The 26100-nt window shown below is 34.6% G+C and carries 29 protein-coding genes; 21 read left to right on the top strand and 8 right to left on the bottom strand.

Going from position 1 to position 26100, the window contains the following annotated elements:
• Positions 1-390 precede the first annotated feature (390 nt).
• Entirely contained in the window at positions 391-1992 is a 1602-nt protein-coding gene (locus tag B9Y81_RS09960; RefSeq protein WP_139822913.1) for a DUF6377 domain-containing protein, read from the bottom strand.
• A 428-nt stretch (positions 1993-2420) separates the two neighbouring features.
• Between B9Y81_RS09960 and B9Y81_RS09955 the strand changes: the two genes are divergently transcribed.
• From B9Y81_RS09955 to B9Y81_RS09850, 21 genes are all read left to right on the top strand, one after another.
• Positions 2421-3014, top strand: a complete 594-nt coding sequence (locus B9Y81_RS09955; RefSeq protein WP_085536797.1) for a DUF3575 domain-containing protein — start codon at positions 2421-2423, stop codon at positions 3012-3014.
• 32 nt (positions 3015-3046) lie between these two features.
• The gene (locus tag B9Y81_RS09950) at positions 3047-3256 is read left to right on the top strand and encodes a hypothetical protein (RefSeq protein WP_085536796.1); all 210 of its coding nucleotides are present in this window, start codon (positions 3047-3049) and stop codon (positions 3254-3256) included.
• A 248-nt stretch (positions 3257-3504) separates the two neighbouring features.
• Positions 3505-4815, top strand: coding sequence for a site-specific integrase (locus tag B9Y81_RS09945; RefSeq protein WP_058699729.1), 1311 nt, complete (start codon positions 3505-3507; stop codon positions 4813-4815).
• A 139-nt stretch (positions 4816-4954) separates the two neighbouring features.
• Complete coding sequence (locus B9Y81_RS09940; protein ID WP_058699730.1) at positions 4955-6343, top strand: hypothetical protein; 1389 nt, start codon at positions 4955-4957, stop codon at positions 6341-6343.
• Positions 6344-6345: 2 nt separating this feature from the next.
• A complete protein-coding gene (locus B9Y81_RS09935) occupies positions 6346-7221 on the top strand; it encodes a DUF4238 domain-containing protein (RefSeq protein WP_058699731.1) in 876 nt (291 codons plus the stop codon).
• Between the two features lie 655 nt (positions 7222-7876).
• Positions 7877-8266, top strand: a complete 390-nt coding sequence (locus tag B9Y81_RS09930; RefSeq protein WP_058699732.1) for a single-stranded DNA-binding protein — start codon at positions 7877-7879, stop codon at positions 8264-8266.
• Between the two features lie 45 nt (positions 8267-8311).
• On the top strand, positions 8312-9385 hold the full coding sequence (locus B9Y81_RS09925; protein ID WP_058699733.1) for a DUF932 domain-containing protein: 1074 nt from the start codon (positions 8312-8314) through the stop codon (positions 9383-9385).
• Between the two features lie 52 nt (positions 9386-9437).
• Positions 9438-9641: a hypothetical protein gene (locus B9Y81_RS09920; RefSeq protein WP_058699734.1), complete on the top strand. Its 204-nt coding sequence runs from the start codon at positions 9438-9440 to the stop codon at positions 9639-9641.
• Positions 9642-9645: 4 nt separating this feature from the next.
• Positions 9646-10248, top strand: a complete 603-nt coding sequence (locus B9Y81_RS09915) for a PRTRC system protein E (RefSeq protein ID WP_058699735.1) — start codon at positions 9646-9648, stop codon at positions 10246-10248.
• 26 nt (positions 10249-10274) lie between these two features.
• Positions 10275-10493: a PRTRC system protein C gene (locus B9Y81_RS09910; RefSeq protein WP_058700045.1), complete on the top strand. Its 219-nt coding sequence runs from the start codon at positions 10275-10277 to the stop codon at positions 10491-10493.
• A 17-nt stretch (positions 10494-10510) separates the two neighbouring features.
• Positions 10511-11665, top strand: a complete 1155-nt coding sequence (locus B9Y81_RS09905) for a hypothetical protein (RefSeq protein ID WP_058699736.1) — start codon at positions 10511-10513, stop codon at positions 11663-11665.
• Positions 11666-11675: 10 nt separating this feature from the next.
• A complete protein-coding gene (locus B9Y81_RS09900) occupies positions 11676-12389 on the top strand; it encodes a PRTRC system protein B (RefSeq protein WP_058699737.1) in 714 nt (237 codons plus the stop codon).
• Positions 12386-13195 carry a PRTRC system ThiF family protein gene (locus B9Y81_RS09895; RefSeq protein WP_058699738.1) on the top strand — a complete coding sequence of 270 codons (810 nt, stop codon included), beginning with the start codon at positions 12386-12388 and terminating at the stop codon, positions 13193-13195. The genes B9Y81_RS09900 and B9Y81_RS09895 overlap by 4 nt, the downstream gene beginning before the upstream one ends.
• Before the next feature lie 519 nt (positions 13196-13714).
• Positions 13715-14269 carry an HD domain-containing protein gene (locus B9Y81_RS09885; RefSeq protein WP_058699739.1) on the top strand — a complete coding sequence of 185 codons (555 nt, stop codon included), beginning with the start codon at positions 13715-13717 and terminating at the stop codon, positions 14267-14269.
• Between the two features lie 206 nt (positions 14270-14475).
• Positions 14476-15306: a competence protein CoiA gene (locus B9Y81_RS09880; protein WP_058699740.1), complete on the top strand. Its 831-nt coding sequence runs from the start codon at positions 14476-14478 to the stop codon at positions 15304-15306.
• Positions 15307-15620: 314 nt separating this feature from the next.
• Entirely contained in the window at positions 15621-16433 is an 813-nt protein-coding gene (locus B9Y81_RS09875; protein WP_058699741.1) for a hypothetical protein, read from the top strand.
• A 93-nt stretch (positions 16434-16526) separates the two neighbouring features.
• Positions 16527-16757, top strand: coding sequence for a hypothetical protein (locus B9Y81_RS09870; protein ID WP_058699742.1), 231 nt, complete (start codon positions 16527-16529; stop codon positions 16755-16757).
• Positions 16758-17009: 252 nt separating this feature from the next.
• A complete protein-coding gene (locus B9Y81_RS09865) occupies positions 17010-18938 on the top strand; it encodes an AAA family ATPase (RefSeq protein ID WP_058699743.1) in 1929 nt (642 codons plus the stop codon).
• The gene (locus B9Y81_RS09860) at positions 18938-20764 is read left to right on the top strand and encodes an ATP-dependent helicase (RefSeq protein WP_068791507.1); all 1827 of its coding nucleotides are present in this window, start codon (positions 18938-18940) and stop codon (positions 20762-20764) included. Before B9Y81_RS09865 ends, B9Y81_RS09860 begins: the two co-directional genes overlap by 1 nt.
• A gap of 14 nt (positions 20765-20778) precedes the next feature.
• Positions 20779-21651: a hypothetical protein gene (locus B9Y81_RS09855; RefSeq protein ID WP_058699744.1), complete on the top strand. Its 873-nt coding sequence runs from the start codon at positions 20779-20781 to the stop codon at positions 21649-21651.
• Positions 21652-21666: 15 nt separating this feature from the next.
• Positions 21667-22386: a hypothetical protein gene (locus B9Y81_RS09850; RefSeq protein WP_058699745.1), complete on the top strand. Its 720-nt coding sequence runs from the start codon at positions 21667-21669 to the stop codon at positions 22384-22386.
• 24 nt (positions 22387-22410) lie between these two features.
• On the opposite strand, the gene B9Y81_RS09845 is transcribed toward B9Y81_RS09850, so the two are convergent.
• The 7 genes from B9Y81_RS09845 to traN all read right to left on the bottom strand — a co-directional run bounded on the left by B9Y81_RS09845 (position 22411) and on the right by traN (position 26097).
• Positions 22411-22797 (bottom strand): response regulator transcription factor, encoded by a 387-nt coding sequence (locus B9Y81_RS09845; protein ID WP_058699746.1) that lies wholly within the window; start codon positions 22795-22797, stop codon positions 22411-22413.
• 286 nt (positions 22798-23083) lie between these two features.
• Complete coding sequence (locus B9Y81_RS09840) at positions 23084-23371, bottom strand: helix-turn-helix domain-containing protein (protein ID WP_058699747.1); 288 nt, start codon at positions 23369-23371, stop codon at positions 23084-23086.
• Positions 23355-23663, bottom strand: a complete 309-nt coding sequence (locus B9Y81_RS09835) for a helix-turn-helix domain-containing protein (protein WP_058699748.1) — start codon at positions 23661-23663, stop codon at positions 23355-23357. The genes B9Y81_RS09840 and B9Y81_RS09835 overlap by 17 nt, the downstream gene beginning before the upstream one ends.
• A gap of 97 nt (positions 23664-23760) precedes the next feature.
• Positions 23761-24042: a molybdenum ABC transporter permease gene (locus B9Y81_RS09830; RefSeq protein ID WP_221630283.1), complete on the bottom strand. Its 282-nt coding sequence runs from the start codon at positions 24040-24042 to the stop codon at positions 23761-23763.
• A 129-nt stretch (positions 24043-24171) separates the two neighbouring features.
• The gene (locus B9Y81_RS09825) at positions 24172-24618 is read right to left on the bottom strand and encodes a DUF3872 domain-containing protein (protein WP_058699749.1); all 447 of its coding nucleotides are present in this window, start codon (positions 24616-24618) and stop codon (positions 24172-24174) included.
• 11 nt (positions 24619-24629) lie between these two features.
• Positions 24630-25190 (bottom strand): conjugal transfer protein TraO, encoded by a 561-nt coding sequence (locus B9Y81_RS09820; protein WP_058700047.1) that lies wholly within the window; start codon positions 25188-25190, stop codon positions 24630-24632.
• Positions 25191-25206: 16 nt separating this feature from the next.
• Entirely contained in the window at positions 25207-26097 is an 891-nt protein-coding gene (traN, locus tag B9Y81_RS09815; RefSeq protein WP_394335448.1) for a conjugative transposon protein TraN, read from the bottom strand.
• Positions 26098-26100 lie beyond the last annotated feature (3 nt).

Below are 26100 nucleotides of genomic sequence, written 5' to 3'. Positions count from 1 at the left end.
TAGAAATGCTGTTTTTTGGGGGTAAAAAATGCTGTTTTTGAGGGATAAAAAAAAATTACGCCGGTTTCACAACCAACGTAATTCAAACTCTGATTAAACTATTTGACTTGATTAAATTTCTTATTTGTAAGAAATCTATTTACTGAGATAAATTGTCTCGCGACAACCGCAGTCTCAATTTTACTCACTTGTTCTCAATTGTTACAAAGATATCTTATTCAATCGTTTTCTTTTGCTTTTAATTGGCGCCTCAGCCTTGAAATTAGCCTTTTTGGGATTGTAGGTATTGAAATTCAAACTTCTTGCAAACTTTGTTGTTAGGCTAACAAACGTTGGTAATAGCGTTGTATACCCATATTTATGGTTGTCAAGATCGAATATTCACCTTTTTTACAACCCATCATTGCAAATGTTTTTAATATTCTCTTCAAAAGAAGCATCATCGATTGCCCGCATTTTTGCTTTACTTCTGTAGTTGTATACCGTTTGTACCGTAAATCTAAAGAAAGAAGCAATCTCTTTGTTATCGCATATACCCAATCTTAAAAGAGCTAAAATCCTTAATTCGGTATTCAGCCTGCTATTCGTGTCTTTGGGGTTGCTCCGGATTTTATACGCTTCGTCGGGTCGCAGTAGCTCGTTCACCTTTTGAATGAAAGAGGGGAATAGCTCTAAAACGGACTTATCGAAATCGCTATAAAAATCATTCAGGTCACTTTTGGTGTTCATCGAAGATAATGCTTCTTTTTTTATTACATCGGTTGAATGTCCGGCATTGATCAACCGCACGATATGTCTTTGATATTCTGTTATTTTATCAATATAATTTGAGTACTGATTTAAATAATAACTGAAGTAAACTTCTTTAATACGGTTGGATTCTTTCAGGTTGTCGTTGGCATTAACCAGTTTTTCACGTGTTTTTCGCAACGTATTGTTAGACTTGATCGTTATAACGAGGAAAAACAAAGTGATAATACTTAAAATGCAGATGATAACTAAAACTACTTGGAAAACATTTCTTTGCTCATTTATTTTGTTATAGTAAATGTCTTGTATTTCATTGTATGTTTTCTCTCTTACGCCAATTTTATGATCGATGCTGAAAACAGAAGCATCTTTCATCGCGATATCGATATAGTCGTGCGCCCGATTGTAATCGTCTTCGGAAATTAGCAGAGCCAGCTCTAATAAAGGCGGATTTTTGGTAATGGCGTATTTGTTAGACAATATAGCCGCTTCTACCAATACCTTTTTTGCCTCATTATTATACTCTTTACCTAATTCATTATATAATTCGTTCAAATGATTTAACATCTCCACCCGTTCATAAATAGACAAGTCCTTTTTTTTCAGAATCTGTTTTATAAATGTTTCCGATGCTTCATAATCCTCTTGAAGATAATAGGTATATGCCTTTATTCTTAAACGATCAATTGTTTCATTAGGTTCGATAGCTAAATACATGGCACAGTATTTCATGATTTCCGAATTGTAAAATCCGCGTGAATATGCACTCTCCAATCCTCTTACTTTATTATAATAGGTAAGAATCATTGTTTTCAGGTATTTTTTTTTCAGAAAGACCGGAAGTGCCTCATAATCCATTGCTTCCATTTTTTCAAAAGATTCATGAAATAAACGCAGGAAGCTGTAGTAATAGATCCTGTCCAACTGTAACTCAGTAATATTGTCTTCCTTGTTTAATTTAGTGGCCATGCTGATACATTGGTCTGAATAATAAACAGCAGAGTCTATCTTGTAAAAACTATACTCATTTGTAATCGTTCTTAATAATGTATACCTATCCTCATCGGAGGACGAATTAGATAAATCCTCCTTAAGTTGTTTGATTGTATTCTCTTTTTGCTCAAAAGAAGCAGGTCTTTCTTGTATTGAAAGGTCTAACTCATATAATAACGAGTCGATAGTTGCTGCTTTTACGGAAGGTATGAAAAAAAGGAGGGAAAATATTAAAATTATCTCTTTCATAAAAAATAATTGATTTTCTTTTTTAATAATTGAATACTTTTTAAGTGAGATTGATTGGGAAAAAGCACTAATAATCATTCTTTTTTTACAGTTATATTAGCTGTTTTTATTTATCCATAAAAGGGGTGTTAGGGTATAAATTATGTGTTAAAATATATAAGTAATTGTAAAACAAGGTTGTAAATAATATATATATAGCAAAATATTAGGATACAATATAGATACATCATCGAATTTATGAACTGATAAAGTATAATAAAAACGATGCTATATGTATTGTAAATAGCTGATAAACAGACTTTAAAAAGATATGCTATATAACTATGACCTTTTGGTAGGTGTTTTTGGTGTTTATTTGTTTTAAATATCAGATATATTTGCAAAATAATATTTTACACTTTATCAATTTAATTATAAACCATAATAGAATGCGACATTTAATATTCGTTTTTTCGATCCTTTCTATTTTCCAAGCTTATTCTCAGGAACCAAAAGCATTTGAACCATTAACATCATCCTTAGGTATGAAAACTAATTTGATTTACGATGCAACAACGAGTCTGAACTTAGGAGCAGAAATTAAAGTTGGAGGACAGTATACTTTAGATATTTCCGCCAATTATAATCCATGGACTTTTTCCGATAATAAAAAGTTCAAACATGTAATGATCCAGCCGGAGCTTCGCTACTGGGTGTGTGAGCCTTTCAACGGGCATTTCTGGGGCGTTCACGCAATGTATTCGCACTACAATATCGGAGGAATCAAGCTTCCTCTCGTTTCGAAACAGAAACTGGAGGATACGCGGTATCAAGGTAATTTATTGGGCTTAGGTATTAGCTATGGCTACCAATGGTATTTGGCTCCCAGATGGAATCTGGAAGCTACAATAGGAATCGGCTATGCTTATTTAGATTATGACGCATACGATTGCAGAACCTGTGGTGAAAAACTTTACGAAAAAAACAGGCACTATGTAGGGCCTACGAAACTCGGATTATCCTTGATCTATATCATTAAGTAAACCGGATTATAAACACTTTATTTTAATAGAGAATGAAAAGTATAACAAGTATAATTGTTTTGCTTGTGTTGCTGAACCCAAGCATATCTGCCCAACAGAACGAAAAAGGTATTGATATCCAGGTAAACCGTTTTGAGAAAGTAAGTGATGCCGTTGTTTTAAACTACAAAATCACCACCGATAAGCAAGCCATATCTAACTGTGAATCCATATTTCTTCATTTTTTTATGAAAAAAGATTGAACAAAAGTAAAATTAAGAAAAACGGTTAAAACCGTTACTATGCAGTAGTTTATAAATTGACGGTCTGAATTTGGAAGGTAGTGTACATCAGGTTTTGGGCTTAAAAAGACAGAGATAGGTTACTAAATCATTACCTGTTTTGGATTGTACAAGATAGTATAATTAGCTATATTTCAGCATTTTGCACTCTTTTTTATCTTTCCTTGTAACTCGCTAAAATTTAATTTTAAACATTAAAATTTTGAGTTATGGAGACAGTTAAAAGATCCACTTTCAAGCTATTGTTTTACTTGAAGAAAAATGAACCCAAAAAAAATGGTAATGTACCTGTAATGGGACGTATTACTATTGATGGTACACCAAAAACTTTTGGAACCAAACTGGAAATTGATCCCAATACTTGGGATTTAAAACACGGACGCGTACAGGGAAAAAGCACAACAGCACTAACTACCAATCAAAAATTGGATAAAATTCGTGTACGTATCAATAAGATTTATGATGATATGCTTAAAGATGAAGGTTTTGCTACTTCACAGAAAGTTAAGCTCTCTTTTTTAGGTGTCGGTGTGATGGATGATGCAGTACTCAAAGTTTTCAAAGAACAAAATGAGGATTTTGAAAAAATGGTGGCAAAAGGTAAGCGCTCGTCAAACACTTATTATAAGTACAAAGTTGTTTTCAATCATCTGACGGAATTTATAAAAGCTAGGTATCATCGGGATGATATGGCTTTTCGTGAGCTTACATCTGATTTTATCAGGGAGTTCGATTTTTTCCTTCGCATTGATAAAGAATGTACACACAATACGGTATGGGTTTATACAATGCCTGTTATAGCTTTAGCTGACCTAGCTATTAAAAAAGGATTGATACGTCAAAATCCATTTGAGGATTACGAAATAAGCATGCAGGAAACTGATCGTAGCTATCTTTTGAAGGAGGCTGTGGAAAAATTGTTATTCTTAAAACCCTCTAAGCCGAAATATGAACTGGTTAAAGACATTTTCATTTTTAGTTGCTTTACAGGGTTGTCTTACATTGACGTTAAAAAGCTAAAGTGGAGCAACATTCAATCCTTCTTTGACGGTCATCAATGGATTATCAGCCGAAGAAAGAAATCGGATGTTGCATCAAATGTTCGTTTGATGGAAATTCCCAAACGGATCATTGAAAAATACAGAGGTATTACAAGAAATGATTTCATATTTCCAGTTCCATCCAATGCAACATGTAATAATCATGTAGCTAAACTGATTGAAGAAGCTGAAATTGTCACTGAACAAAAAGTGACGTTCCATACGGCACGACATACTTTTGCAACAATGTTTTTAACAGAGGGAGTACCTCTTGAAAGCCTTAGTAAGATGATGGGACATAAGAATATTTCTACCACTCAGATTTATGCTAAGATTACAAGTCAGAAGATCAGCAAGGATATGGATTTGGTTTCTCCGAAATTTGCTTCTCTGGAAACAGCATTCATTTCAATGGAACCAGATACGCCTTCACAGCCCGATTTCATAATAGTTGAAGATGAATTAGAACTGGTCACTTAATGGTGTAATATTTATTGAAAAGCAGGATTTTATAATTCTGCTTTTTTATTTACCTCTTTATGCAAATTAAAGCCACCTGTTATTTTTTATATTTACAAAACAAACTTGACCTATAGTGTCGTTAAAAAATCCTTATAAAATGGCAGAAATTGACTTGACTAAAATAAAATACTACCCTGACAGATTTTATATCTGCCTAGATGGATTTGATATTGATAACTTAACCACTTTTATAACTGACCTACAAATCGGTCAAGAGCAATCTATATTCATTCATGAATACTACCACTACCTTACCAACATTGCTACATTCTCTGGAATACGTCAATTTAACCTTAATTTTTGTGATAGGTTCCGAGCATCAACCATCTTGACGTCAAAAGAAGGGCTTAACGCTTATCCAATAAACAGTAACACCTTTGAAAGCTGTAAGAATATGGTAGATTATTGGAACGAGATAACAGCCATATTGAATGAGGATGATATTGACTATAATGTGGTCGAAGAAACTGATAAAACGCCTAGTAAAAAATTTGGTATAGCATCGATAGAACGAACCGAAAAACCAATGGAAGTCGTTGTAAATGGTGTTAAGTATAGTGGAGCGAGGATTCTGATTAAGATATATACAACAGAACTTATTAATATTAATAGCTTTTACTTAACATTTGGTGCTATTGATGAGTTTCTGAGTTCTACAATTGACGAGTATATGTATGAGAACAATTTATCGGATATTAACCCAAGTATGCTTAGTCGAAGACCCTTTTATCCTTATGGTTTCTTTGATGAATTGCTTTCGTTTTACGGGATTAAAAGGGCCCCGGCATTTGAGAAAATTCTTATTGCATACTTTGCCTTGAACTCATCAAACCCGCCAGTGATTTTAATTGATATACTTGAAAAATTAAAAGATGGTGGCTATGAACAATTTCAGGAGAATCCCGAAATATATTTGCTTACTAATTTTTTAGAAGTACCTCAGTACAATGATGTTCTTAAAAACATTAAGGACTTTGCCGATCTAACATACGAACAAGGACGTATACATATCTCACAGGCATTGAAATATTATTACGATAAATTTTATATGGCACAAAAACTAAAAGAAAATGACTTCTTTTATTTTGTTAGACCCTTCTTTGCCAACGGTAAGGATACTATTAGTTACAAACAAAAGTTTCTTCTTGAACTTTCAAGAATAATAAACCTTTTTACACCTCCTGTTATACTAAAAGACAAGCAGTTTTTTTATATTGATAAATTGACCACTTTCGGTGAAGCTACCGTATTGATATTGGCTACCTATGAAATTTTTGAAAGTATAAGGACAAACCGAATCGCATCAAGACCTGCACACCAGAAAGCAAAATATAGCTTCCCTGACGGCGATCCTGAGTGCGACAATCTTGAAAAATTTACTCCACCCCCTATTAACGGTATAGTATTCAGGCTTGCTCTTAACGAATTGAACCTATATGGCCCATATCTTAAAGAGTTGGATGACCTTAAACAAAAGAATAGTTAGATATGGGTATTTCAAGACGTCATCATTATATTCCGCAGTTCCTTATCAAGAAATTTGCTGATTCGGACAATATGCTTTATCTGTATGATAAAGAAAAAAAAACCTTTGCAAAGGAAAAGAGAAGCCCCAAATCTATATTCTTTGAGATGAATAGGAATATCCTTGATTTTGGCGGAACAGCAAACGATAATCTTGAAAAGTTGTATGCTGAACTTGACGAAAAATTTTCCCGTGATCTGACAGAAATAATTGCGACTAAAAATATCACTGAAGAAGGGCTTACTTCTTTACTTGTAATGGTTTCTTCATTAAAATGGCGATTACCCGTTAATGATGAACTGTTCTATGATAAAGATAGACAGTATACATACGATAAATTACCGATCTCGATAAAGGCCATAAATGATGATGGCTCTCAAAATACGGAGGCTATCGAGCATCTACTCAATTCTGAAATTTTCAACCGTACAAAACGACTAATCTTTCCGTTCTTACCATTCTATAATAATTATGAAATAGCAGAAGATAAATTATCAAAATTACATCAGAACAGCTATATTGATTCAAATGAGATAATTACATCTATCCTAGGAGATTCACCAATTATTGAAAGCAAACGTTCCGATATAGAAGATTTTGGGAACTTCATTTTACCTCTAGGTAATAAAGAAACTTTCATTTGCAGTGACTCGGGTAACAAGAAGGTCAACAGTATAGCTTTTTATGTAAATAAAGATTTAGCAATGTTTCATCAGGCAAAAAAGTATGTCGTCTGCTGTAATAAAGACCATCTTGCTGCTATTATTTATGCGTACCAAAATTTACATAGTGTAGGGCAAACAAATCTTATTCATGAACACATTTTCAAGTTTGTGTAAACATTACCTATTATAACTGAGCCGAGGTCGATAAACCTCGGTTTTTTTTCCTCTACAAATCCGTAAAGCACATTTACCCTCCCCATATCCTACCATAAAAGAGCTTCACTGGATATTCTTGAAAAAGACAAATTCCAAAATGCCTGTCTACTTCCAAAACATTGTTTTTCCATCTCTCTTTTAAGTGACTCTTAGGAGCCACGAGTTTTAAGAAAACAGTTTAAAATTCGTGCAGGTGATGCCTGTATTCTAATCTAATCAGCCATTTGCTCAATGCCTTTTCCAATGGCTTCCACATTATTTTTTATCCAAGAACCGGTATGCTGTTTTTGTCCCATTTCAAGAGCAAAGGTATTTCAGTGTTCTTAACGCAACAGCAAGATCATGCCCTCCGGGTTTGCAAAATAATCTCCACCCATACGGGTCGTATTTTTTTGACAAAACCTTGCTGCTGCTAAACACTAACCTTTTATGCTCGTGAAACGAAACAAAGCATACTCCGGCTCTTTACACGAATAAAAAAAATGTCAGAAATGAAAAATATCAGCATTGGAAATGGAAAAAGTGAAACGAAAACAAGCACCTCCTCTCATTGCCGAATAAATCAAATCAAAAAAAATCAAACAGGAATTTAACAACGTAAAAATCGAAAATCATGAACATCACAGGAAGATTGACAAGGGATGCGGAAGTACGCACAACGTCACAGGACAAACAAGTAGTAAACTTTTCAGTAGCAACAAACGACAGCTACAAAAACAAGCAGGGCGAACGCATAGAGCAAACCACCTATTTCGACTGCTCGTACTGGATAACTCCCAACGTAGCCAGACTACTCACAAAAGGCACACTGGTAGAACTAACAGGCAGAGTAAGTACAAGAGCGTGGACAGGAAATGACGGAGAGCCAAAAGCAGGACTGAATTTTCATACCTCACAAATCAAACTGCACGGAGGTAGCAGGAAAACAGAAACCGTACAGGCTACTAATAATAACAAAGGTAAGGTTACAGCGGAGCAGACCAAAGACGACCTACCATTTTAACAACAATCAAATATTCATTTTTCAAACTTTTAAAATTTCAATATCATGGCACATAATATCAATTTCAACAGCAAGACAGGACGTTACTCATTCTTTAGTGTAAAGGAAAAAGCGTGGCACGGTTTGGGGCAAATCGTACAGGATTATCCGACAAGCGAGCAGGCTATCAGACACGCAGGGTTAGATTATGAAGTGGTAAAATCTCCACTCTTTACCAAAGGTTCGGGTATTATCGAAACCACTAACGGCATAGAGATAGGCAGTAGCGAACTGGAAGTACATAACTATTTCGCCAACATACGCACCGATAACAATGCCGTATTGGGTGTGGTGGGTAAAGACTACCATATCGTACAAAACAGGGATGCTTTTTCATTCTTTGACAGTATTGTAGGCGGTACAGACGGTATTTTATACGAAACCGCAGGAGCTTTAGGTAATGGGGAACGCATTTTTATTACAGCCAAATTGCCGAGTTATATCCGTGTGGGCAATGGCGATGATGTGACAGAAAAATACATCTTCCTAACAACTTCGCACGACGGTAGCGGAAGTATTACAGCCGCTTTTACACCTATCCGTATCGTTTGCCAAAATACCTTAAACGCTTCTTTGCGTAATATGAGCAATGTGGTACGCATCAAGCACACCGCAGGAGCAAAACAACGTTTGGACAATGCTCATAAAGTTATGGGATTGGCTAACCAGTTTAGCGACCAGTTAGAGGGTATTTTCAATGAGTGGACGAAAGTCAAAGTATCAGACCAAGAGGTTAAAAAGCTAATCCAACTGGCACTTTGTCCGAATAAGGAAACATTGGAATTACTGAAAAAAGGTGCGGAAGATGAAGTTTCCACCGTATTCAAAAACGTGGTTGAAGATGCTTTTGCTTATGCAATGGTAAGCGATACCCAACAAATGGACACCACCAAAGGCACATTGTTCGGGGCATATAATGCAGTAACAGGCTACTATCAGAACGTAAGAAGCTACAAAGACAACGAAGCCAAGTTACAGAGTATTGTAATGGGCGGTACTGCTCAACTCAAATCACAGAAAGCATTTGAACTGTGTACCTCTTTTCAGAAAGTCGGTGAAGAGGTTTTTCAACTTAATTAATTACACCACAGGCTACCGCCTTGCAAACGGTGGTAGCCTTATATTATTAAACATGAAAGTAACGGATTTGAACGGATGCTCTATCGAAGTCACTGACCTTGATGAAGCCATAAAGATTAGCAAACGGTACACTGGTTACAGACACGAGGACGAAAGTTTCTCCGAGTTCGACAAAAGACAGAACGCTTATTGGACAGATATGTACAATAAACTGACAGCAAAGAAAAAACGATTAGAGGACAAACAAAAAAATTAGAACGATGAATACAAATTTTTTCAATCAGATACAGCAGTTGGACTTTACAGGAGTATTGCAACTGAACATTTCAAAGGGAACAGAAACCAAGCTAATAGTATCGGTTATGCTTAACAATGATGAGTGCGGAGATAACGCCAAAAACCTTATTCCACCCCTTACATTCAATGCTACCGCACAGGAGTTTGACGAGGGATTTTTTGAGCAGATAACCGCACCAGTACAAACCGTTTCGGGCATGATGGTAGATATGGAAAAGTTTCTAAAACAAATGGAGGAAGTCAAAAAGCAATCGGCAATGGAAAAGGAAAAAGCCGATAAGGAGAAGAAAGAAAAAGAAGCCAGGGACAAGAAGTATAAAGAAGCTATGGCAAAGGCTGACGAATTGGAAAAAGAGGGCAAATTCCGTGAAGCGTGGATGAAAGTGCCGAACCCTGCCGATTTTCCCGACTATGCCGATGCCATACGCAAACGCAAAACTTCACTATCGGACAAATTTGCCACACCGAGCCTTTTCGGTGCAACAGAAGAAACAACACCCGAACCGATACAATCGACTGTAGTTACAGAGGATTACCCCATTGATGAAGCAGGTGAAGAAGAATAAAAGTGTTAACCAAAAAATTAAATGTTATGTTATTAGCAACGCAATTACAACGAGTTTTCATATTAAATAACAAGGGGCAGGAAATTAAACTGAACGACCCCGAACCGCAATGGAGTGTACAGGCAGTAATGAATTTTTATTCCAATACATACCCCATTCTGACCACCGCAAAAGTATCAGCACCACAAATCAAAGACGATACCGTACAGTACCGCTTTGAAAGTGCTATGGGAACAAAAGGTTAAACCAAAACAGTAAAACAATGACTTATGCAACGACATACCGTATCGGGAACATTCCAAATGCCCCAAGAACCCAAGCAAAAGCAATTACATCGTCAGTTGAGCGAGTTCGCAAACTGGATGCAACGACCGAAAGACGCAAACGAAATCCAAAAGGACAAACAAAAGTCTGTACCAGTAACTATGTTGCCAATGGTTTTCTAAGAACTTCGTTTCTCCCAAGACTGGAAGAAACGGAAACTGTACAGGCTTGCAGGGATAATATCAAAATGGAAAGGGATTTTTATCGTTCCCTTTCTCAATTAGCAGAGCATTACGGTATCATTCCGAAACCAACGCAGGCTTTAGGATATCCGTACAATATCGCATTGGCTTTAAAAGATATAGAAGAACAGTTAAAACTTAAAGTAAGCGATTGGGAAGAAATCAAACTGATACAGGATAGTAAGAAAGTGTTTTTTACAAGTGAGGAAAGATATAATACAGGTGCAACGCTGTATTATATTCCTGTAGTACCCTTATTTCGTTGGTTGAAAGACCCAAAGCGAAAACATACCGCTCAACTGCTTATATCGGTTTGTAGTTATCTGTACCACATTGCCGACATTCCCTATTACAGACAGGAAAGCAGTTATCTGTACTGGATGTATGAGATGCATAAAGATTGGGTAACAGAGGACGATTATGGAGAAGACACAGAAACCTATCTTAGTGAATTTGCACAAGCGGAATGGATTGGCGACCGTATGGAACAGAAGATATATAACGAAGCCAATTTAAGGCTCTTTAAAGACCGTTTAAACCGCTTTAAACCAAAAGATAAGATTGATGCTGATTGCTATAAAGTAGCACAGGAAGCCTATGCAATTTATGAGCAGTACCCCAATGCAACCGTCTTCCGCAATGCCCGACCAAATGGCGAAGCCAACGAAGAAGATATGGAAAACATTATATCTATGGAGAAATATGTTTCCTTCTGTGCAGATGGTACAGGGTGGCTAATGGATAATGTAGTAGAATCTGTAAATAACGAATTACAGGAATACGGACAGATGGAAGAACCGATTATTATCAAACGGTTTGACGGAAGCGATATAACCGCCAATACATTGGAGTTTGAAAACCGTTTGTTACCGATGATAAACGAACTGACCTACATTTTAAATAATTTTTAAAAACAAAACTATGAACGATATAACACAGGATTTCGGAATGCTGTACTATCCAAAATCAGCATTGGTATTTTATCAGACTACTGGAAAGGGTAACGATACTTATGTAGAGCATTTTGATATGGATAAAAACGGTATGCCCATTAATGCACACCCTTTGACCGTAAAAGAAGCGAACCAATTGGCAAAGGCTTTGAAGACCGCCAAAGAGGAAAAAGAACCGCTATTGAAACCGCAGGGAGTATTGAGCAATCAGGTTTTATACTTTGAGCCGACAGGAAACAAAGTGGTTTGGTTTACCAAAGCCACACAAAGGGAAATGTATTTTATTGAAAGTCTGGGAATACCCAAAGGCAAAGCCAATGTACCGCCTATGCTGTGGGTAGCGAACCGAAGCGGTTTAGCCGTTTTCGCTTTAATAAATGGCAGAAGACCTACGATAAAAACAAAGCTTTACAACGCTCCTTTTTTTAATGTGTACGAGGACGGCAATGTATGTATGGGTACAGTAGATGTACGCATAAAGAAAACCGCTTCATTGGAAGAATTTACAAACAAATGGGAAGGCTTTTTCTTTAACAGTTATTTCAGTCATTTAATGCACGGTCATAACCCGATAAAAGGAAATTGCGTAAGCCTTTGGGAAAATTTAATTGCCACAGGCGAAGCTTTTCCAATGGAAGTATTGACAAAAAGTAATCTAACCTTAAAAGACATATTGCGATGAATACCGAAAAAATAAAAGTCCATTTTACGGACAATAGTTTAATAAATGCAACCAATCCTATATCGGTAAACCTTATCGGTGCAGGTGGTACAGGCTCAAAGGTTTTGACCGCCTTAATGGAAATGAACCATAGTTTGATTGCGTTAGGTCACGCAGGATTGTCCGTTCGCCTTTGGGATGATGATGTTATTACGGAAGCTAATTTGGGCAGACAGCGTTTTGCAGAATGCGAAGTAGGATTGTATAAATCTGCTGCTCTAATCAACCGAGCCAACCGCTTTTCAGGTACAAATTGGAAAGCCGAAACGCAGAAGTTTGAAAAGGACAGTTTGGGCAAACTTCCCGAAAACGCACAGGCTACTATCTTTATTACCTGTGTAGATAGTGTAAAGGCAAGATTTGGTATTGCTGAAATATTAAAAGCACTGGATAACGGAAAATATTATCATCATAAACCAAAATACTGGTTGGATTATGGTAACAGCCAATATACAGGACAAGTATTGTTATCAACTATTGGAGATATAAAACAACCCAATTCCGATATATATGAAACGGTAGCTAATCTGCCAATGGTTACAGATGAATTTGGTGCTTTGTTAAAGCAGTCCGAACAGCAAGACGATACACCAAGTTGCAGTTTAGCTGAAGCATTGGAAAAACAGGATTTATATATCAATTCGTCATTGGCTCAAATGGGTAGTTCTTTGTTATGGGGTTTATTTCGTAATGGATTGACCGAATACAGAGGTTTTTTTCTCAATCTGAAAGATTTTAGGTCACAGCCTATTCCAGTCGCCCGATAGCCAAAATCGGGCCGCAAAAAGACACTCCCTCCGATGGTCGGGGCAGTCTTTTTGCATTTAAGCGGTACAACCCCTTTGCCAAAATGTAAGGCTACGCACCGTCCTCACTTCACATTTTATCAAACAGGTTGCGATCTGTTTTTGAAGGGATATTCCAGTATCCCTTTCGTTGTTTTAGCGAACTTCTTTTCTTTCCACATCTGCGACCAAAGAAAAGAAGCAAAAGAACGCCGCTTGGTTATTATTGGTTTTTACCTTAACGATTCCTAGTGATATTTTTATTTGAGTAAATTTGCTAGTAAATACAATGTATGAATAACTGGCTATAAAGAATGCTCATTGCGTTCGCTTTAGAGTTAAGCATAATCTTAACAGTGACCGTACCAATCTGAACCGTTAGAAAAATGGACGACAATATCCCTTTTGTTATTTTTACAGTTTAGTTTAAGCAGTGTCTGTTAGGCAACTTTAATTTATATTTTTGTAATAAAAGGATATTTAATAGATAATTTACATTGAATGGAAAAATTGATTATAGCATTAACCGAATTAGAAAAGTTAAAATATGTTGAACGTGGTACCAATGTAAAGGGAAGAAAAGAAAGTACAGCAGAACACTCTTGGAGTTGTTTGCTGATTGCGGATATTCTAATCGATTATGTTGAAGAACCATTAAACAGATTAAAAGTTATTGAGTATTTAATTTACCATGATATTGTTGAAGTTTATGCAGGAGATGCCAAATTCAATAATCCAGAGGAAATGAAACTCAAACATCAAAAAGAAGAACAAGCATTAGAAAAAATCAAAACACTTATTCCTAATAAATTAAGATTTGAAAAAATTGTCAGTGAATATGAAAAAAGAGCCACACGAGAAGCTGAATTTGCTAAAGCTGTTGACTGTTTAGACGCCTGTATTAGAAATATTAATGATGATACTAAATCTAATAATGATGGATTTACAGAAGTCTTAATAAGAAATAAATATTTGCCACATGTGTCAAAGTTTGACATTACAAAAGAATTATTTGAGCATTTAATACACCGACTGCAAGTATTAAATAAATTATAATTACTATATTTTGTTTGATAAAGATGCAAATCAAATTTTCTTTTGCCTTGTAAATACTTTTTTTCTTTCCACATCTGCGACCAAAGAAAAGAAGCAAAAGAAAGTCGCTTGGCTATTATTGGTTTTTACCTTAACGATTCCTAAGGATATTTTTATTTGAGTAAATTTGCAAGTGAAAACAATGTATTGATAGCTGACTATAAAAAATGCGCTTTGCTTTAATAGATAATAATCGGACAGAAGCTCAACCGAAACTTAACGGATTGTGTTGTTGTTGTTCGAAGCCAGTTATTGCAAAATGTGGTACACGAAAAATATGGCATTGGGCACATAAAAGCAAAACGGATTGTGACAATTGGTGGGAACCAGAAACAGAGTGGCACCGAACTTGGAAAAACAATTATCCATCCGATTGGCAAGAAATATCTTTGTTTGATAATGGAACAAAAGAAAAACATATTGCTGATGTTCGTACCGCTCATAGCCTCGTAATAGAGTTTCAACATTCGAACATTAATCCTCAAGAGCGAACTGCACGAGAACAGTTTTATAAAAACATGGTTTGGATAGTGGATGGCACGCGACTAAAAAGAGATTATCCTCGTTTTTTAAAGGAATGGAAAAGAGACGGAATTAGTGAAGTGCATCAAACTGAAAAGTCGGGGATTTTTGAGGTTTGTTTTCCAGAGTTTTGTTTTCCAGAAGCTTGGCTTAAAAGTTCTGTACCTGTAATCTTTGATTTTCGAGGAAACAGTTCAATAGATGATACAGAAGATTTACGAAATAATCTTTACTGTTTATTTCCACAGGTTGGTAGACATGCAAAAGTTGCAGAAATCTCACGTAAAGCTTTTTTGAATACAACCACAAATGGTGAATGGACTTTGAGAGTTCAGGAATTCATAAATGAATTTAGAAAGCAAGACCAAATAAAAGAAAGAGAAAATCGACAAACATTGTACTCATCAAATAGAGGAATATATTCATGGAGAGGAATTCCAATTATTGGATATAGAAAGCGTAGACGAAGATTATAAGCATTCCAGCTACTAACATGCAATTTGGCAAAAGAGCAAAGTTAAGAGCAATTTAAACGATTCGGCTCCCTATTTCGAAAAAACCACTTGCTTTTTGTTTTTCTTTTTTTAATTCAAGATTCATGAATCATGATTCATGAATCATGATTCATGATTTTTATCCGTAAAAACCATTTTCGGTTCCTCTTTTTTGTATTTTAGCAAAAACGAAAAATGGTTCTGCTAACGCAAGTGCAAAATTGAACGTTCGATCTTATAAAGTTCACTCTTTTGCAAGGCTATGGCTAGTTCCCTTCAATACTATTTTTAACGATATGCCCAAAAATTATACATTTGAAATTAGAGAAACTTTTGGAAAGAAATATTTAAAAGTATTTCTAAAAGATGGAATTGATCCTGAAAATATTGCTAATCATTTACAACAATTAGCCTCAGTACATAAGTCAAATGTTACGAAGCAAAAAAGTGGTAATATTGACTTAACAATATATCCATCAAAATTATACGAAATAGAAGAAACACAAGATGAAGTCGCTCTAACACTTGAAAACTATTTTAATGGTTCTCCTGTTGATCCGCAATTCGTTGACCAAACCGTTACTGGCGTCAGTGAAAAAGCATTTTACCAAGTTATTGATTATATGAATATTCTCGGTAAAAATTTAGAAGGTTTCAAATCTCTTAATGTTCGTTTTGATGAAGAAAGATACAGAGATTACTTTATTCCTTTCTTAAACTCTATTTCAAAGAATCATTCTGCTAAAGGTGAAGTTTTTAATAGAAACGGAAAAACAGATATTTTAATGTTCGACAATAATGGGAATAATCTTTTTATTGCAGAGTGTAAATTATGGAAAGGTGAAAAGTACCTAATTGATGGGTTAAATCAGTTACTATCAAATTATGTGAATTGGAGAGATGAAAAAGTTGCTTTGGTAATTTTCAATCGTGATACTAAGAATTTTACCGATGTAATAGAAAAATCGAGAAACGCAATATTAGCACATGAACTGTGTGAAGGTTTGGTTAATCAAAGAGCACAAACAAATTTCACTTTCTCGTTTAAAAATCCGGATGATCCAAATAAGAAAATATTGGTTGAGTTAGTGTTATTTAATTTTGCGTAAGTAATACAGATAACAGTGCTTTTTTAACCACCAATTCTCACAGTACGGGCTTTAGTATTAGTTATATTCGTCGAGTAATAAATCCAAAATATCATGCTGACATATAACGAAATTATCCAATTAAAAGACAAGTTGGAAAATAATGAAATCACATTAGAAATTGCAAAATCACAATACTGGATTGATTTCAAAGGTGGACAGCGATTGTGGCATTCTAAAGATTGGAGAGAAAGAAGAATTGAATTCATTAAAAATAATTGTGAGATATGTAATAGTACAGAAACATTAACACTTCAACATTTTTCTCATCCAACTAATTATTAAGAATATATTACAGAGATAATAAGAGCATATCCCAAGAATACATCGGTGCTAGTCCAGATGTGGAAAGAAGTAAATTCAGTAATCTACTGTGGGAATTTAAAATCTTGTTCAATTTTTCTACTTAATGCATTATTCCTTATTGTTTTTTTTTAAATTAGCCTAAGGCATTAAAATGCTATCTATGTTTCAGTTAAATTGATGCGTTAATAGCTTGTCGATCTTTTATTAGATTAAACCAAATTAACGTAAAAAATGCATTTAGCTTATATAAAGATTGAAAACTACAAAGGAATTGAGGTAATTGAAACCGAATTTGATCCAAAACTAAATATTATTATTGGTGAAAATGGATGCGGTAAATCAGCTGTTATTGATGCCATACGTTTACTATACAATATTGGAGAACCTATAAGGGAGTTATCAGTTTCATCCGATGATTTCCATCAAAAAGCAATCGACAATGATGGTCATAAAACACTTAATAAATCTACCCTAATAACCATTACTTATATTTTTAAAGGATTATCTACCGCTCAAAAAGGAGGGTTTTATGAATATATGGTAATTGATCCCAATAATATTGAGGAAGATTATGCTAAAATATCCATCTCTTATGAAGAAAAAGACGGAAAATATCCATATTTCACTTATAATACCGGAAATATTGATGGTCAAAAAGCAGACTATAAAACCTTCGAACTTTTTCAGCATTATTATTTAGGAGCTTTAAGGGATAGTACCAAGGATCTGTTGAGTACTAGAAATAATATTTTGGGCAAAGTTATAAGACGATTTGTAAAGAGAGAAAAGTCGGAATTGCAAATAGAACAGATAATAAAAGATGCAAATTCTCAGCTGTTAGAACGTGATGAAGTTAAAAATACGCGAGATGGTGTTAACACGAATCTCGAAAGTATTTTTAAGAGAGTTATTGACAATAAAATCGGCGTCAGAATTGAGGAAGCAAAAACAGAATATATAGTTAATGCAATCAAACCTTATCTTCCACATAATAGAGCTACTTTGATGGATGAGGGGTTTCATTTATGGCAAAATAGTTTAGGATTGAACAATCTAATCTATATAGCAGTTGTTCTAGGTGATATAAAAGAACAGATTAAGGATAATGGCCTACCTCATTTTGCACTTCTAATCGAAGAACCCGAATCTCACCTTCACCCACAATTACAGCTAAGCCTTTATAACTTTTTAAATAATGCAAATGCGACTGAAAACAGCCAGCTATTTATAACTACCCATTCACCAACGTTGACTTCAAAAGTACCCCTTAAAAATCTTATTTTATTAGATTGTGGTAAAGCAACAAAACTGGATAAACAATTTCAAAATAGAGAATCTGAAAAAATAATTGAAGATACTACTAAAAGCAAAGAATTGTTGGATACAGATTTTGAGAATAGAATGAAGAAACTTCAGAGGTACATTGACGTAACCAAATCTCAGCTTCTATTCGCAAAATCCATTTTATTCATTGAGGGAATATCAGAGGAACTTTTGATATCAGCATTTACTCTTTTAGAGGACTATAAACTTGAAGATTACCGGACGGAAATTGTAAACGTAAAAGGAACTTCATTTTATCCCTTCCTTTACCTTTTTAATCACTCAGATGTACTGAAACGAATAAACAAGCCTATTTCCATCATTACAGACGATGACAGGTTTACTGACTCAAAAAAATCTGATTATAGCTTTAAGAATTTGATAAATGATACCACCGTGCTAGATCTTTTAGATGATTGTATCCAAAAAGGTAACGCTGTATCAAGAATTAGGAATTTAAACTCTGTTAAAAACAAGGCTGAAAATATAAAGATTTTTGAGTCATTTAAAACTTTGGAATATGAAATAGCATCGCATAACGTAAACAATGACAGAAGTGCTTTTAAGGACAACTTTTTAGTGAAGTATCTTGACATGATAGTAAGTGATAAAATCAGCAATATAGTCACATACATGTCAACGTTTCCAGCAGATTTGATGTCTGAACAGGAAAAAAGAAAAGTTGCGATTCTCTTATGGAAAACGTTCCCTGACAAAGCTGAATTTGCACAGGATTTCTCAATTCATTTAATTGATAATTTGGAAGAGGCAAAAGCCTCATTTATAGTTCCGGTATATATATTGAACGCGTTAACTCATTTAAAAAATGGATTGTAATGTATTATGAAAATGAAGAAAGACTGGCTTACTTACAAGCTAGAGGAAAAGTTATTTTAAATGCCTGTCCTGGAAGCGGAAAAACAACTACTATCGCAAAGAAGATATTAAATTTAGAGAATTTAAAAGAAGTTGGAGGGCATTCGGGAGTAGCTTGTTTATCATTTACTAACTCTGCTAAAGATGAAATCAATGAAGCCTATAGGAAACTGGCGGGTAAATCACTTCAATTCCCTAATCATGTATCAACTATTGATAGTTTTATAAATAAGTATATTACTCTTCCATTTTATAACCTACTTAATCGAGACTTTAATAGACCAAAAATACTCGACCACACAACGATCTTAGATGATATGTGGAAGACCACTTATGTTAAAAATGGCAAAACACTTGAAGGCTTACTAAGACCACTTAATAATCCAGAATACAAGGCAAAGAATAATCGAAGTATTTATCATCTATATCCTCCCAGTGAAATTAGAATTGAGCCAAATGGATCTTTTTCTATTAATGGAAATCAACCATCATCTGATAAAGTTGAAAAAGTTAATTTTGACAACTACTGTAAACTCATCAAGAATGCTCAATTTCGAAAAGGATTAATTTCAACTGGAGATTCAGCATTTATAGCCCTTCACCTACTGAAAAATAATCCTAAAATTTGCAGATGGCTTAGTTTAAGATTTCCTTTTATTATTATAGACGAGGCTCAGGACAATTCACTAATGCAGCATGCCATATTTGAAGAATTAGTGAAGCAAGGCCTTAACAATATTGAACTGATAGGAGATCCTTACCAAAGCTTATATGAGTGGCGAGATGCAAAGCCTTCTGAATTTTTAAGAAAGTACGAAAATGACGCAACATGGAACTCTTACGACTTAACTGATAACCGACGATCACCTCAAAGTATAATTGATATATTTTCAAAAGTTCGTCGATCAGATGATTTAAAAATCAATAGCGTAGATTGTGAAAATATAACGGATTCGATTGTAATTTATAAATATTCAAACGTGAATCATCAATTAATTATTAAACATTATGATGACTCTTGTTCAATGAAAAAATACATCAGTAGCTGTATTGTTGTTCGAGGAAATTCGTTGAAAGACGCATTGTTAGGAGCAAAAACAGAACAGAGACCTTGGGGTATAGACTTGCCAAAACAAATTATATATGCTAAAAATCTTTACACAAGTGGTGATATTAAAAATGCAATAAAAGAAATCAGAACCATTTGTATACCCCTAATGCATTCTGATGAGGCTGATTATCATTTATTGAAAGAGATTGAGAAAGAAAAAAGTATAGATCCTTACTTTAATTCATTGATGATTACTATTTTAGATGAATTACCAGCTTTTAGTAAAACAATTCAAGATTGGACAGCTGCTACTCAGCAGTTTTTAAAAAGTAAATTAGGCCTTAGCCATGAAGTAGATTTTAATCTACGGAGTCGAAAATCGAAATATTTAGAAAAATCTACGCTTGCTGAAACTGTAAGCCAACATTTTAAAAAATCTTTTTCTACGTTCAATATCCCCATCACTACGATACACCAAGTAAAGGGACAAACTTTGGATTCTATTCTTGTTTTTTTCAACGAAAGGAAACATAAAGATAATATCACATTTGATAACATATCAAATATTGACAATGGCTTTCCTGATGAAACCAAAAGATTAATATATGTGGCATTATCTCGACCAAGACATCTATTAGCAATGGCTTTCCCACATTCAGTAACAGATAATGAACTCAAACAGAAGTTCGGCAACGAAATCAGGATAATAAAAGAAGAAGAGTTAAATCAGTTATAATCTACATACAATATATGACAGAATTTGAAGAGGGCGAATTTAGAGGCCCATTATTCAACCAGCTTGAAAAAGGTAGTAATCTATTATGGGAACCAGGACAGGTCTTTGAAAAAATAGTAGGCATTGATAGAGCCTCGCTATGTATTAACGATTATTTATGGAACTTACATGGATTTAGCTCTCCCCTAGGTGGTTTATCACTTCACAGAAGAAAGTTTAGATATATTTGGAATACATCAAAACCTAAAAAAATATTACCTGATTTCAATCTAAATCTCTTCATACAAGCAAAGCGTTCCGATTATTCATCGAGATCAAAAAAAGGTCTTAAACCGCACATTAAAGGAGCACACTGGTATTTTGAAATTACACCTCACCAACAGACTGCTCTAGAATTGTTAGAGAAGGAACTTGGTACGGATGCCTTAGTTATATATGCAGCTCCAGTATTCCACAAACAGCAAGATCTTTACAATCATACTTCTGGGCAGACTATTGTAGCAAATTCTACATTTCCAAAAGTATCCTTACTTAGAGGTCATAAAAAATGGTACTTTGACAGAGGTGGTATAAAAGGTGTAGCAAATCCTGAGTATGAAAGCTTTGATCAGGAGGATCTTTTATCACAAATTGAAGATATGAGAATACAGAAGGGACAATTTGTTTCTGAAGGAGCTTTGTCTAATCTGAGTAAATTGTCACGTGCTGTTAGGAATGTGGCCGAAATTCAATCTGGTAGTTTTCTCGCAACACAATTTGCATATGAAAATGAATTACTTGATGATTTCATCTACCAATATGATGTTGAAAACTATCGAGAAACTAAAGACTATTTGCAGGTAGAATTATTTTCTTTTTTATGGAAATTGAACTGGTTGACGTTTTAATAATAAGTTCCGTTTATGAAAAAAAATATAAATCTCAATAATCTAATAGGCATTCCTAAGATTTATATAGATAAGCTTGAAAAACATAAAAAAACCTTTTTAGACAACGAGTTCTTGGAGCATATCTTAGAAGGTAAAGAGATCAATCAGCTGGTAAAGGAAATCAATGAAGTTTGCCTTAAAGCGAGTATTTATGGTTTTCATTACACGAGAGCAATTCCAGAGCATATTATTGAACAGGGGCTTAGGTGTAGAACCGGCGAGGAGATAAGACAATGCTTTATCAATAATCACGGCAACTTACTTTCAAGTAATGAACTGGAAACTGTACTACAAGCTTGGAACAAGCACTTTGATTATAGACAAAAAGAGTCAAGAGATAATTATTTATTCTTTAATTTCACAACTTCTGCTCTTTACAATGGCGGTGCAGAACCATTGCTGGTGAATTTTGGAGGAGAACAAATTTATATGCCAATTTTCGAGATGGATTCTATTTCTGCTAAAATAAATAATTTAGGAATTCCCATGATTCTTAAATGCACACTAAACCCAAATAAGATAAATACATTCTATGAATATCCATGGGGCAAAATAGCTGTATCTACATTCCATGCACTATGTAATCCAAAAGCATGTAGATTAGATCAGGACGGTTACCAATCTATTAATGTGCAACCTACTGAAATTGAGATGTTTTATTATGATAGTTCCCAAGATTTTCGATTAATTTAAAGGAATTGAAAACATTTTTACCGTCTACACAGAATCAATAAGAGCCTTTTTTAAATCATCTATATCAGTACCAAGTAAGAAATAGCTTAAAAAACCAATATCAATTATATCTTTTGCGATTTTTTCATCATCAATATCACTATGTGCGATCAGTTGAATAGTTGGATAAAGGTTTCTTAATTTTTGAAGTTGCTTTAATATACTCTTATCATAAAAATCAAGATCAATAATACAGATCTCTGGTAATTTTTTGATCACTTCTAATTCAGATATTGCGTTTTCAATGTTTTCAGTTTGGAATAAAATTTCAAATTTTGCACTTAATAAATCAGTACATATTTTATCTATTATCGGACTTTTGTCATTGATAAATGCAATCGAAACTTTGTCTTGTTTTGTGTCAGTATCCATATCAAATTATTTATTCGATTAAGTAGAGTACTGCAAAAAAAAGAAAGTGCAGGCCACTACAACTTATCGATACTGAGGCACTGGTATACCCGACAACGAATAAGCGAGCGCCCACACCTATAGCGTGAGCGTTCCTACTTATTGTCTTGTCGTCTTAAAAATTACCAGTTTTCAGTACCAAGACTTAAAGCAAAAACACTTTAAGATTTTTATATTTTACTAAGCAAAGATAATAATGTTCACAATGTTATACAACTATCAAAATGCTTATTCAGCTTACAGATTATTATTTATTCATCACATAGTTTTGTTCCAATACGTTCGCAATATCCGATTGCTTAAAAATGATTTTGCCCCCAATCTGAACGAAGGGCAAAATTTTATCGTCCCGGTACTGTTGTAAAGTGCGTTTACTTATATGCAGTAACTTACACACGTCCTGTCCTGACAGGTATATTTCACCGTTCATTACTGGCCGGAAATTTTGCAGTATCAACTCTATATTTTCCCTAAGCTCTTCCAGTTTTTTTCTGTGGGATGCCAGTTCCATAGCATCATCAGTCAGTAGTTCCATGTCTTTCCTCTTTAATGCTTTTATTAAATTCCAGCAAAGCCTTTACATCTGACAGCTTGAAATAGTTCTTTCTGTTGAGTTTGGAATAAGGTAATAAACCTTTATCCTTATAAGTTTGCAATGACCTTTTAGTGATATTTAGCATCAAACATACTTCCTGATTATCCAGCCACTTTTCTTCTTTGAAAATGGATGCATATGCCTGACTTACCGTCTGAGTAAGTTCAAGCATATCATCTAACTCTTGAGTTAGACTTTTAAAAGCCGATTTTTGTATCGCGATTACTTCCATAACTGTTCTTCATTTTGCTGTGAACAGTGAATTTAATAAGGATAATTACTCTTATACTTTTGGAAGGTTTGTTTGGCTATGAGAGGTAGATTTTGGCTTATCGCTGTTGTATAGAAGTATTAGATTTTAATCTTTCAGATTTATCTTTATCTTTTTTTGACCCGTAGTATGTAAACAGAAATAAAATGCCGAATATGATAAGTACGATGCTTGCTAGTTTTCCTATACGTTCAATAAAAGAAATTACAACAGACTTTTCATAACTTGAGAATCCCTCTGCTCCTGTAGAGCTTCTTCTATAAAATTTGCGACGATTGATCCAGTAACGAAGACCAAGCCCAAAGACCAATGCTATTATACCTAAAACCAATGTTTCCATAATCAATCTATTTCAATATCATGAAGATAAATTTAGCAAATATTGATGAAACCATATACAAATTAACAGTAAATAAAAAACGACCTACCGAAAGGTAAGTCGTTGTAAATTGAATAGTTAACAAACCCTTTAATCACTACTATTAAACTGAAAACTTATCTGTTTTTCGTTTCCAAAGCTGTCAGATATCCATATATCGAAAGATTGGGATACCGTCGAGGCTGAAGTATAATACAACCGAAACTGCGTTTGTGGTAATTGGTACAAATCATTAGGCATATAAGGCGGTTCATTGTAGTAACGAAGTGCCCCCTGTCCGTCAAACTGAAAATACCGAATGTAGTAAGCGTTATTTCTGTAATTTCCTGTACGCTGTATTGTAACACGGATTTCCACAGTTTGACCATTCGCTACTTCAGAAGGAACTGGCATTACATTTACGTCAAATGGATAATCTTGTTGTATTTCCAGCTCTTCTTTATCGCAGGAGCTCAAAGTTATTGATCCTATCAGGATTGCCAGCAAAATATGAAGTGGAAACAATCCTATTCTGAATTTATTGAAAATTACTATCATAGTTTTATGTTTTAAAAGTTAAACCTTAATCCAATTCCCGCTGATGGTCGGAACTGGTCCCTTGATGTATTCCAAAGCACTTTAGTACGACCTTGTATCAGTAATACAAAGCGATCGGACAAATAGGTTTCCAAAGACAAACGTCCTCCGGCTCCATAGACAAAACTTTCTTCGTTCAGTATTTCGGCTCCATCAAAAAGCATTTCCTTTCCACGGTTAAATGTTTCGTAGCCAATAACTCCGTTGAGTGTTGCGTTTAGGTTGATACTTTTTCGGAAGTTTCCCAACAGCCGAAGACTGTATCCTCCTTCGGCCATATAGGTCTCAACAGGTATTTCAAGCTCTTTGTAATTAGAATATTCATGGTTATATTCCAGTGCCCATAGCCAGTAATTTCCGTTTTTACCGTTTACTGTCATTGCCAGATTTATATAGTAGTCATTTCCAATTTTATCATCTGATAATATTCCAGCACTTACTTCAAGTGCTTTTTGTTTGGGTACCATCCGCTGTGCGTTTGCCGATGTGATACCGATAAGTATCAATATCACTGTATATATATAATATTTCATTGCCTTATTTTTTTGATTAGTTAATTTTGAGATGCATCGTATTGATAAGTCTTGCATTTACCAGATCGGAATTTTCTATTTGCAAAACCTGATGTCTGCCTCCGTTTTTCTCGAAAATCTCAATCAATAGCACTTTATCATCCGTAATTGTAAACTGATCCAATAGGAATACGTTTTGCTCCGTAGTATTACCAATAATTTCGTCAAGAGGCTTGTATATGCGTAGTGGCTTCATTGGTTTTTCTTGTATTACGGTACGTTTTGCAATCTTCTTATCCACAATTTTGAAATTCACAAAATCAATCTGAAACGGAACATTACTCTTATTTCGTAGTTCAGTATGGAAATAAAACTTACCATTATGGATATAAACCCCTTTCAACAAAAACTGTATGCCGTAGCTTTTTGACCCGATATGTTTGATGATCCTCTTGTCCTTATTGTAAATAGTTTCCAACAGCAACCCCGCCAATGATGGAGAGTTCTTACCCAACTCTTCAAATAATACATCATTTTCATTTTCCCGGCTAAGTTGTTTCTGCATGGTCAACAAGTCATAATTTAATGACGATGGGTATGAACTATAAAAGACATTGAAGTTGTAGAAACGGCCGTCTTCGGTAATCACCGAAAAATTCGTTTCTTCTTCAAAATCACGTACGGTAGCCTTTATACGCAATACATTTTCGGCATCTTCTGCTTTACCCGCTATCAGATACTCGCTTCCCAAATCCACGTAACGAATAGCCGCTGGAAATATCAAATGCGAGGTTTTAGTATAGGTTACTTCCATTTGATAAGGTTCTACTTTACCCATTGCTAATTTGGATGTGTTATTGGCATTTTGTGCCTGGCTTTTGCCGATCAGTCCAACCAAACAGGTTAACATCAGCATACTTTTAATTATCGT

Source organism: Massilibacteroides vaginae, assembly GCF_900178525.1.
Lineage (GTDB): Bacteria > Bacteroidota > Bacteroidia > Bacteroidales > Tannerellaceae > Massilibacteroides > Massilibacteroides vaginae.
Note: the sequence above shows the minus strand (reverse complement) of the source record. Positions and strands in the feature narration are given on the sequence as shown.

What these genes read in the sequence shown, in the direction of transcription:
- B9Y81_RS09960 (WP_139822913.1), bottom strand. Translation starts at nt 1,992, where the DNA reads ATGAAAGAGATAATTTTAATATTTTCCCTCCTTTTTTTCATACCTTCC.
- B9Y81_RS09955 (WP_085536797.1), top strand. Translation starts at nt 2,421, where the DNA reads ATGCGACATTTAATATTCGTTTTTTCGATCCTTTCTATTTTCCAAGCT.
- B9Y81_RS09950 (WP_085536796.1), top strand. Translation starts at nt 3,047, where the DNA reads ATGAAAAGTATAACAAGTATAATTGTTTTGCTTGTGTTGCTGAACCCA.
- B9Y81_RS09945 (WP_058699729.1), top strand. Translation starts at nt 3,505, where the DNA reads ATGGAGACAGTTAAAAGATCCACTTTCAAGCTATTGTTTTACTTGAAG.
- B9Y81_RS09940 (WP_058699730.1), top strand. Translation starts at nt 4,955, where the DNA reads ATGGCAGAAATTGACTTGACTAAAATAAAATACTACCCTGACAGATTT.
- B9Y81_RS09935 (WP_058699731.1), top strand. Translation starts at nt 6,346, where the DNA reads ATGGGTATTTCAAGACGTCATCATTATATTCCGCAGTTCCTTATCAAG.
- B9Y81_RS09930 (WP_058699732.1), top strand. Translation starts at nt 7,877, where the DNA reads ATGAACATCACAGGAAGATTGACAAGGGATGCGGAAGTACGCACAACG.
- B9Y81_RS09925 (WP_058699733.1), top strand. Translation starts at nt 8,312, where the DNA reads ATGGCACATAATATCAATTTCAACAGCAAGACAGGACGTTACTCATTC.
- B9Y81_RS09920 (WP_058699734.1), top strand. Translation starts at nt 9,438, where the DNA reads ATGAAAGTAACGGATTTGAACGGATGCTCTATCGAAGTCACTGACCTT.
- B9Y81_RS09915 (WP_058699735.1), top strand. Translation starts at nt 9,646, where the DNA reads ATGAATACAAATTTTTTCAATCAGATACAGCAGTTGGACTTTACAGGA.
- B9Y81_RS09910 (WP_058700045.1), top strand. Translation starts at nt 10,275, where the DNA reads ATGTTATTAGCAACGCAATTACAACGAGTTTTCATATTAAATAACAAG.
- B9Y81_RS09905 (WP_058699736.1), top strand. Translation starts at nt 10,511, where the DNA reads ATGACTTATGCAACGACATACCGTATCGGGAACATTCCAAATGCCCCA.
- B9Y81_RS09900 (WP_058699737.1), top strand. Translation starts at nt 11,676, where the DNA reads ATGAACGATATAACACAGGATTTCGGAATGCTGTACTATCCAAAATCA.
- B9Y81_RS09895 (WP_058699738.1), top strand. Translation starts at nt 12,386, where the DNA reads ATGAATACCGAAAAAATAAAAGTCCATTTTACGGACAATAGTTTAATA.
- B9Y81_RS09885 (WP_058699739.1), top strand. Translation starts at nt 13,715, where the DNA reads ATGGAAAAATTGATTATAGCATTAACCGAATTAGAAAAGTTAAAATAT.
- B9Y81_RS09880 (WP_058699740.1), top strand. Translation starts at nt 14,476, where the DNA reads ATGCGCTTTGCTTTAATAGATAATAATCGGACAGAAGCTCAACCGAAA.
- B9Y81_RS09875 (WP_058699741.1), top strand. Translation starts at nt 15,621, where the DNA reads ATGCCCAAAAATTATACATTTGAAATTAGAGAAACTTTTGGAAAGAAA.
- B9Y81_RS09870 (WP_058699742.1), top strand. Translation starts at nt 16,527, where the DNA reads ATGCTGACATATAACGAAATTATCCAATTAAAAGACAAGTTGGAAAAT.
- B9Y81_RS09865 (WP_058699743.1), top strand. Translation starts at nt 17,010, where the DNA reads ATGCATTTAGCTTATATAAAGATTGAAAACTACAAAGGAATTGAGGTA.
- B9Y81_RS09860 (WP_068791507.1), top strand. Translation starts at nt 18,938, where the DNA reads ATGTATTATGAAAATGAAGAAAGACTGGCTTACTTACAAGCTAGAGGA.
- B9Y81_RS09855 (WP_058699744.1), top strand. Translation starts at nt 20,779, where the DNA reads ATGACAGAATTTGAAGAGGGCGAATTTAGAGGCCCATTATTCAACCAG.
- B9Y81_RS09850 (WP_058699745.1), top strand. Translation starts at nt 21,667, where the DNA reads ATGAAAAAAAATATAAATCTCAATAATCTAATAGGCATTCCTAAGATT.
- B9Y81_RS09845 (WP_058699746.1), bottom strand. Translation starts at nt 22,797, where the DNA reads ATGGATACTGACACAAAACAAGACAAAGTTTCGATTGCATTTATCAAT.
- B9Y81_RS09840 (WP_058699747.1), bottom strand. Translation starts at nt 23,371, where the DNA reads ATGGAACTACTGACTGATGATGCTATGGAACTGGCATCCCACAGAAAA.
- B9Y81_RS09835 (WP_058699748.1), bottom strand. Translation starts at nt 23,663, where the DNA reads ATGGAAGTAATCGCGATACAAAAATCGGCTTTTAAAAGTCTAACTCAA.
- B9Y81_RS09830 (WP_221630283.1), bottom strand. Translation starts at nt 24,042, where the DNA reads ATGGAAACATTGGTTTTAGGTATAATAGCATTGGTCTTTGGGCTTGGT.
- B9Y81_RS09825 (WP_058699749.1), bottom strand. Translation starts at nt 24,618, where the DNA reads ATGATAGTAATTTTCAATAAATTCAGAATAGGATTGTTTCCACTTCAT.
- B9Y81_RS09820 (WP_058700047.1), bottom strand. Translation starts at nt 25,190, where the DNA reads ATGAAATATTATATATATACAGTGATATTGATACTTATCGGTATCACA.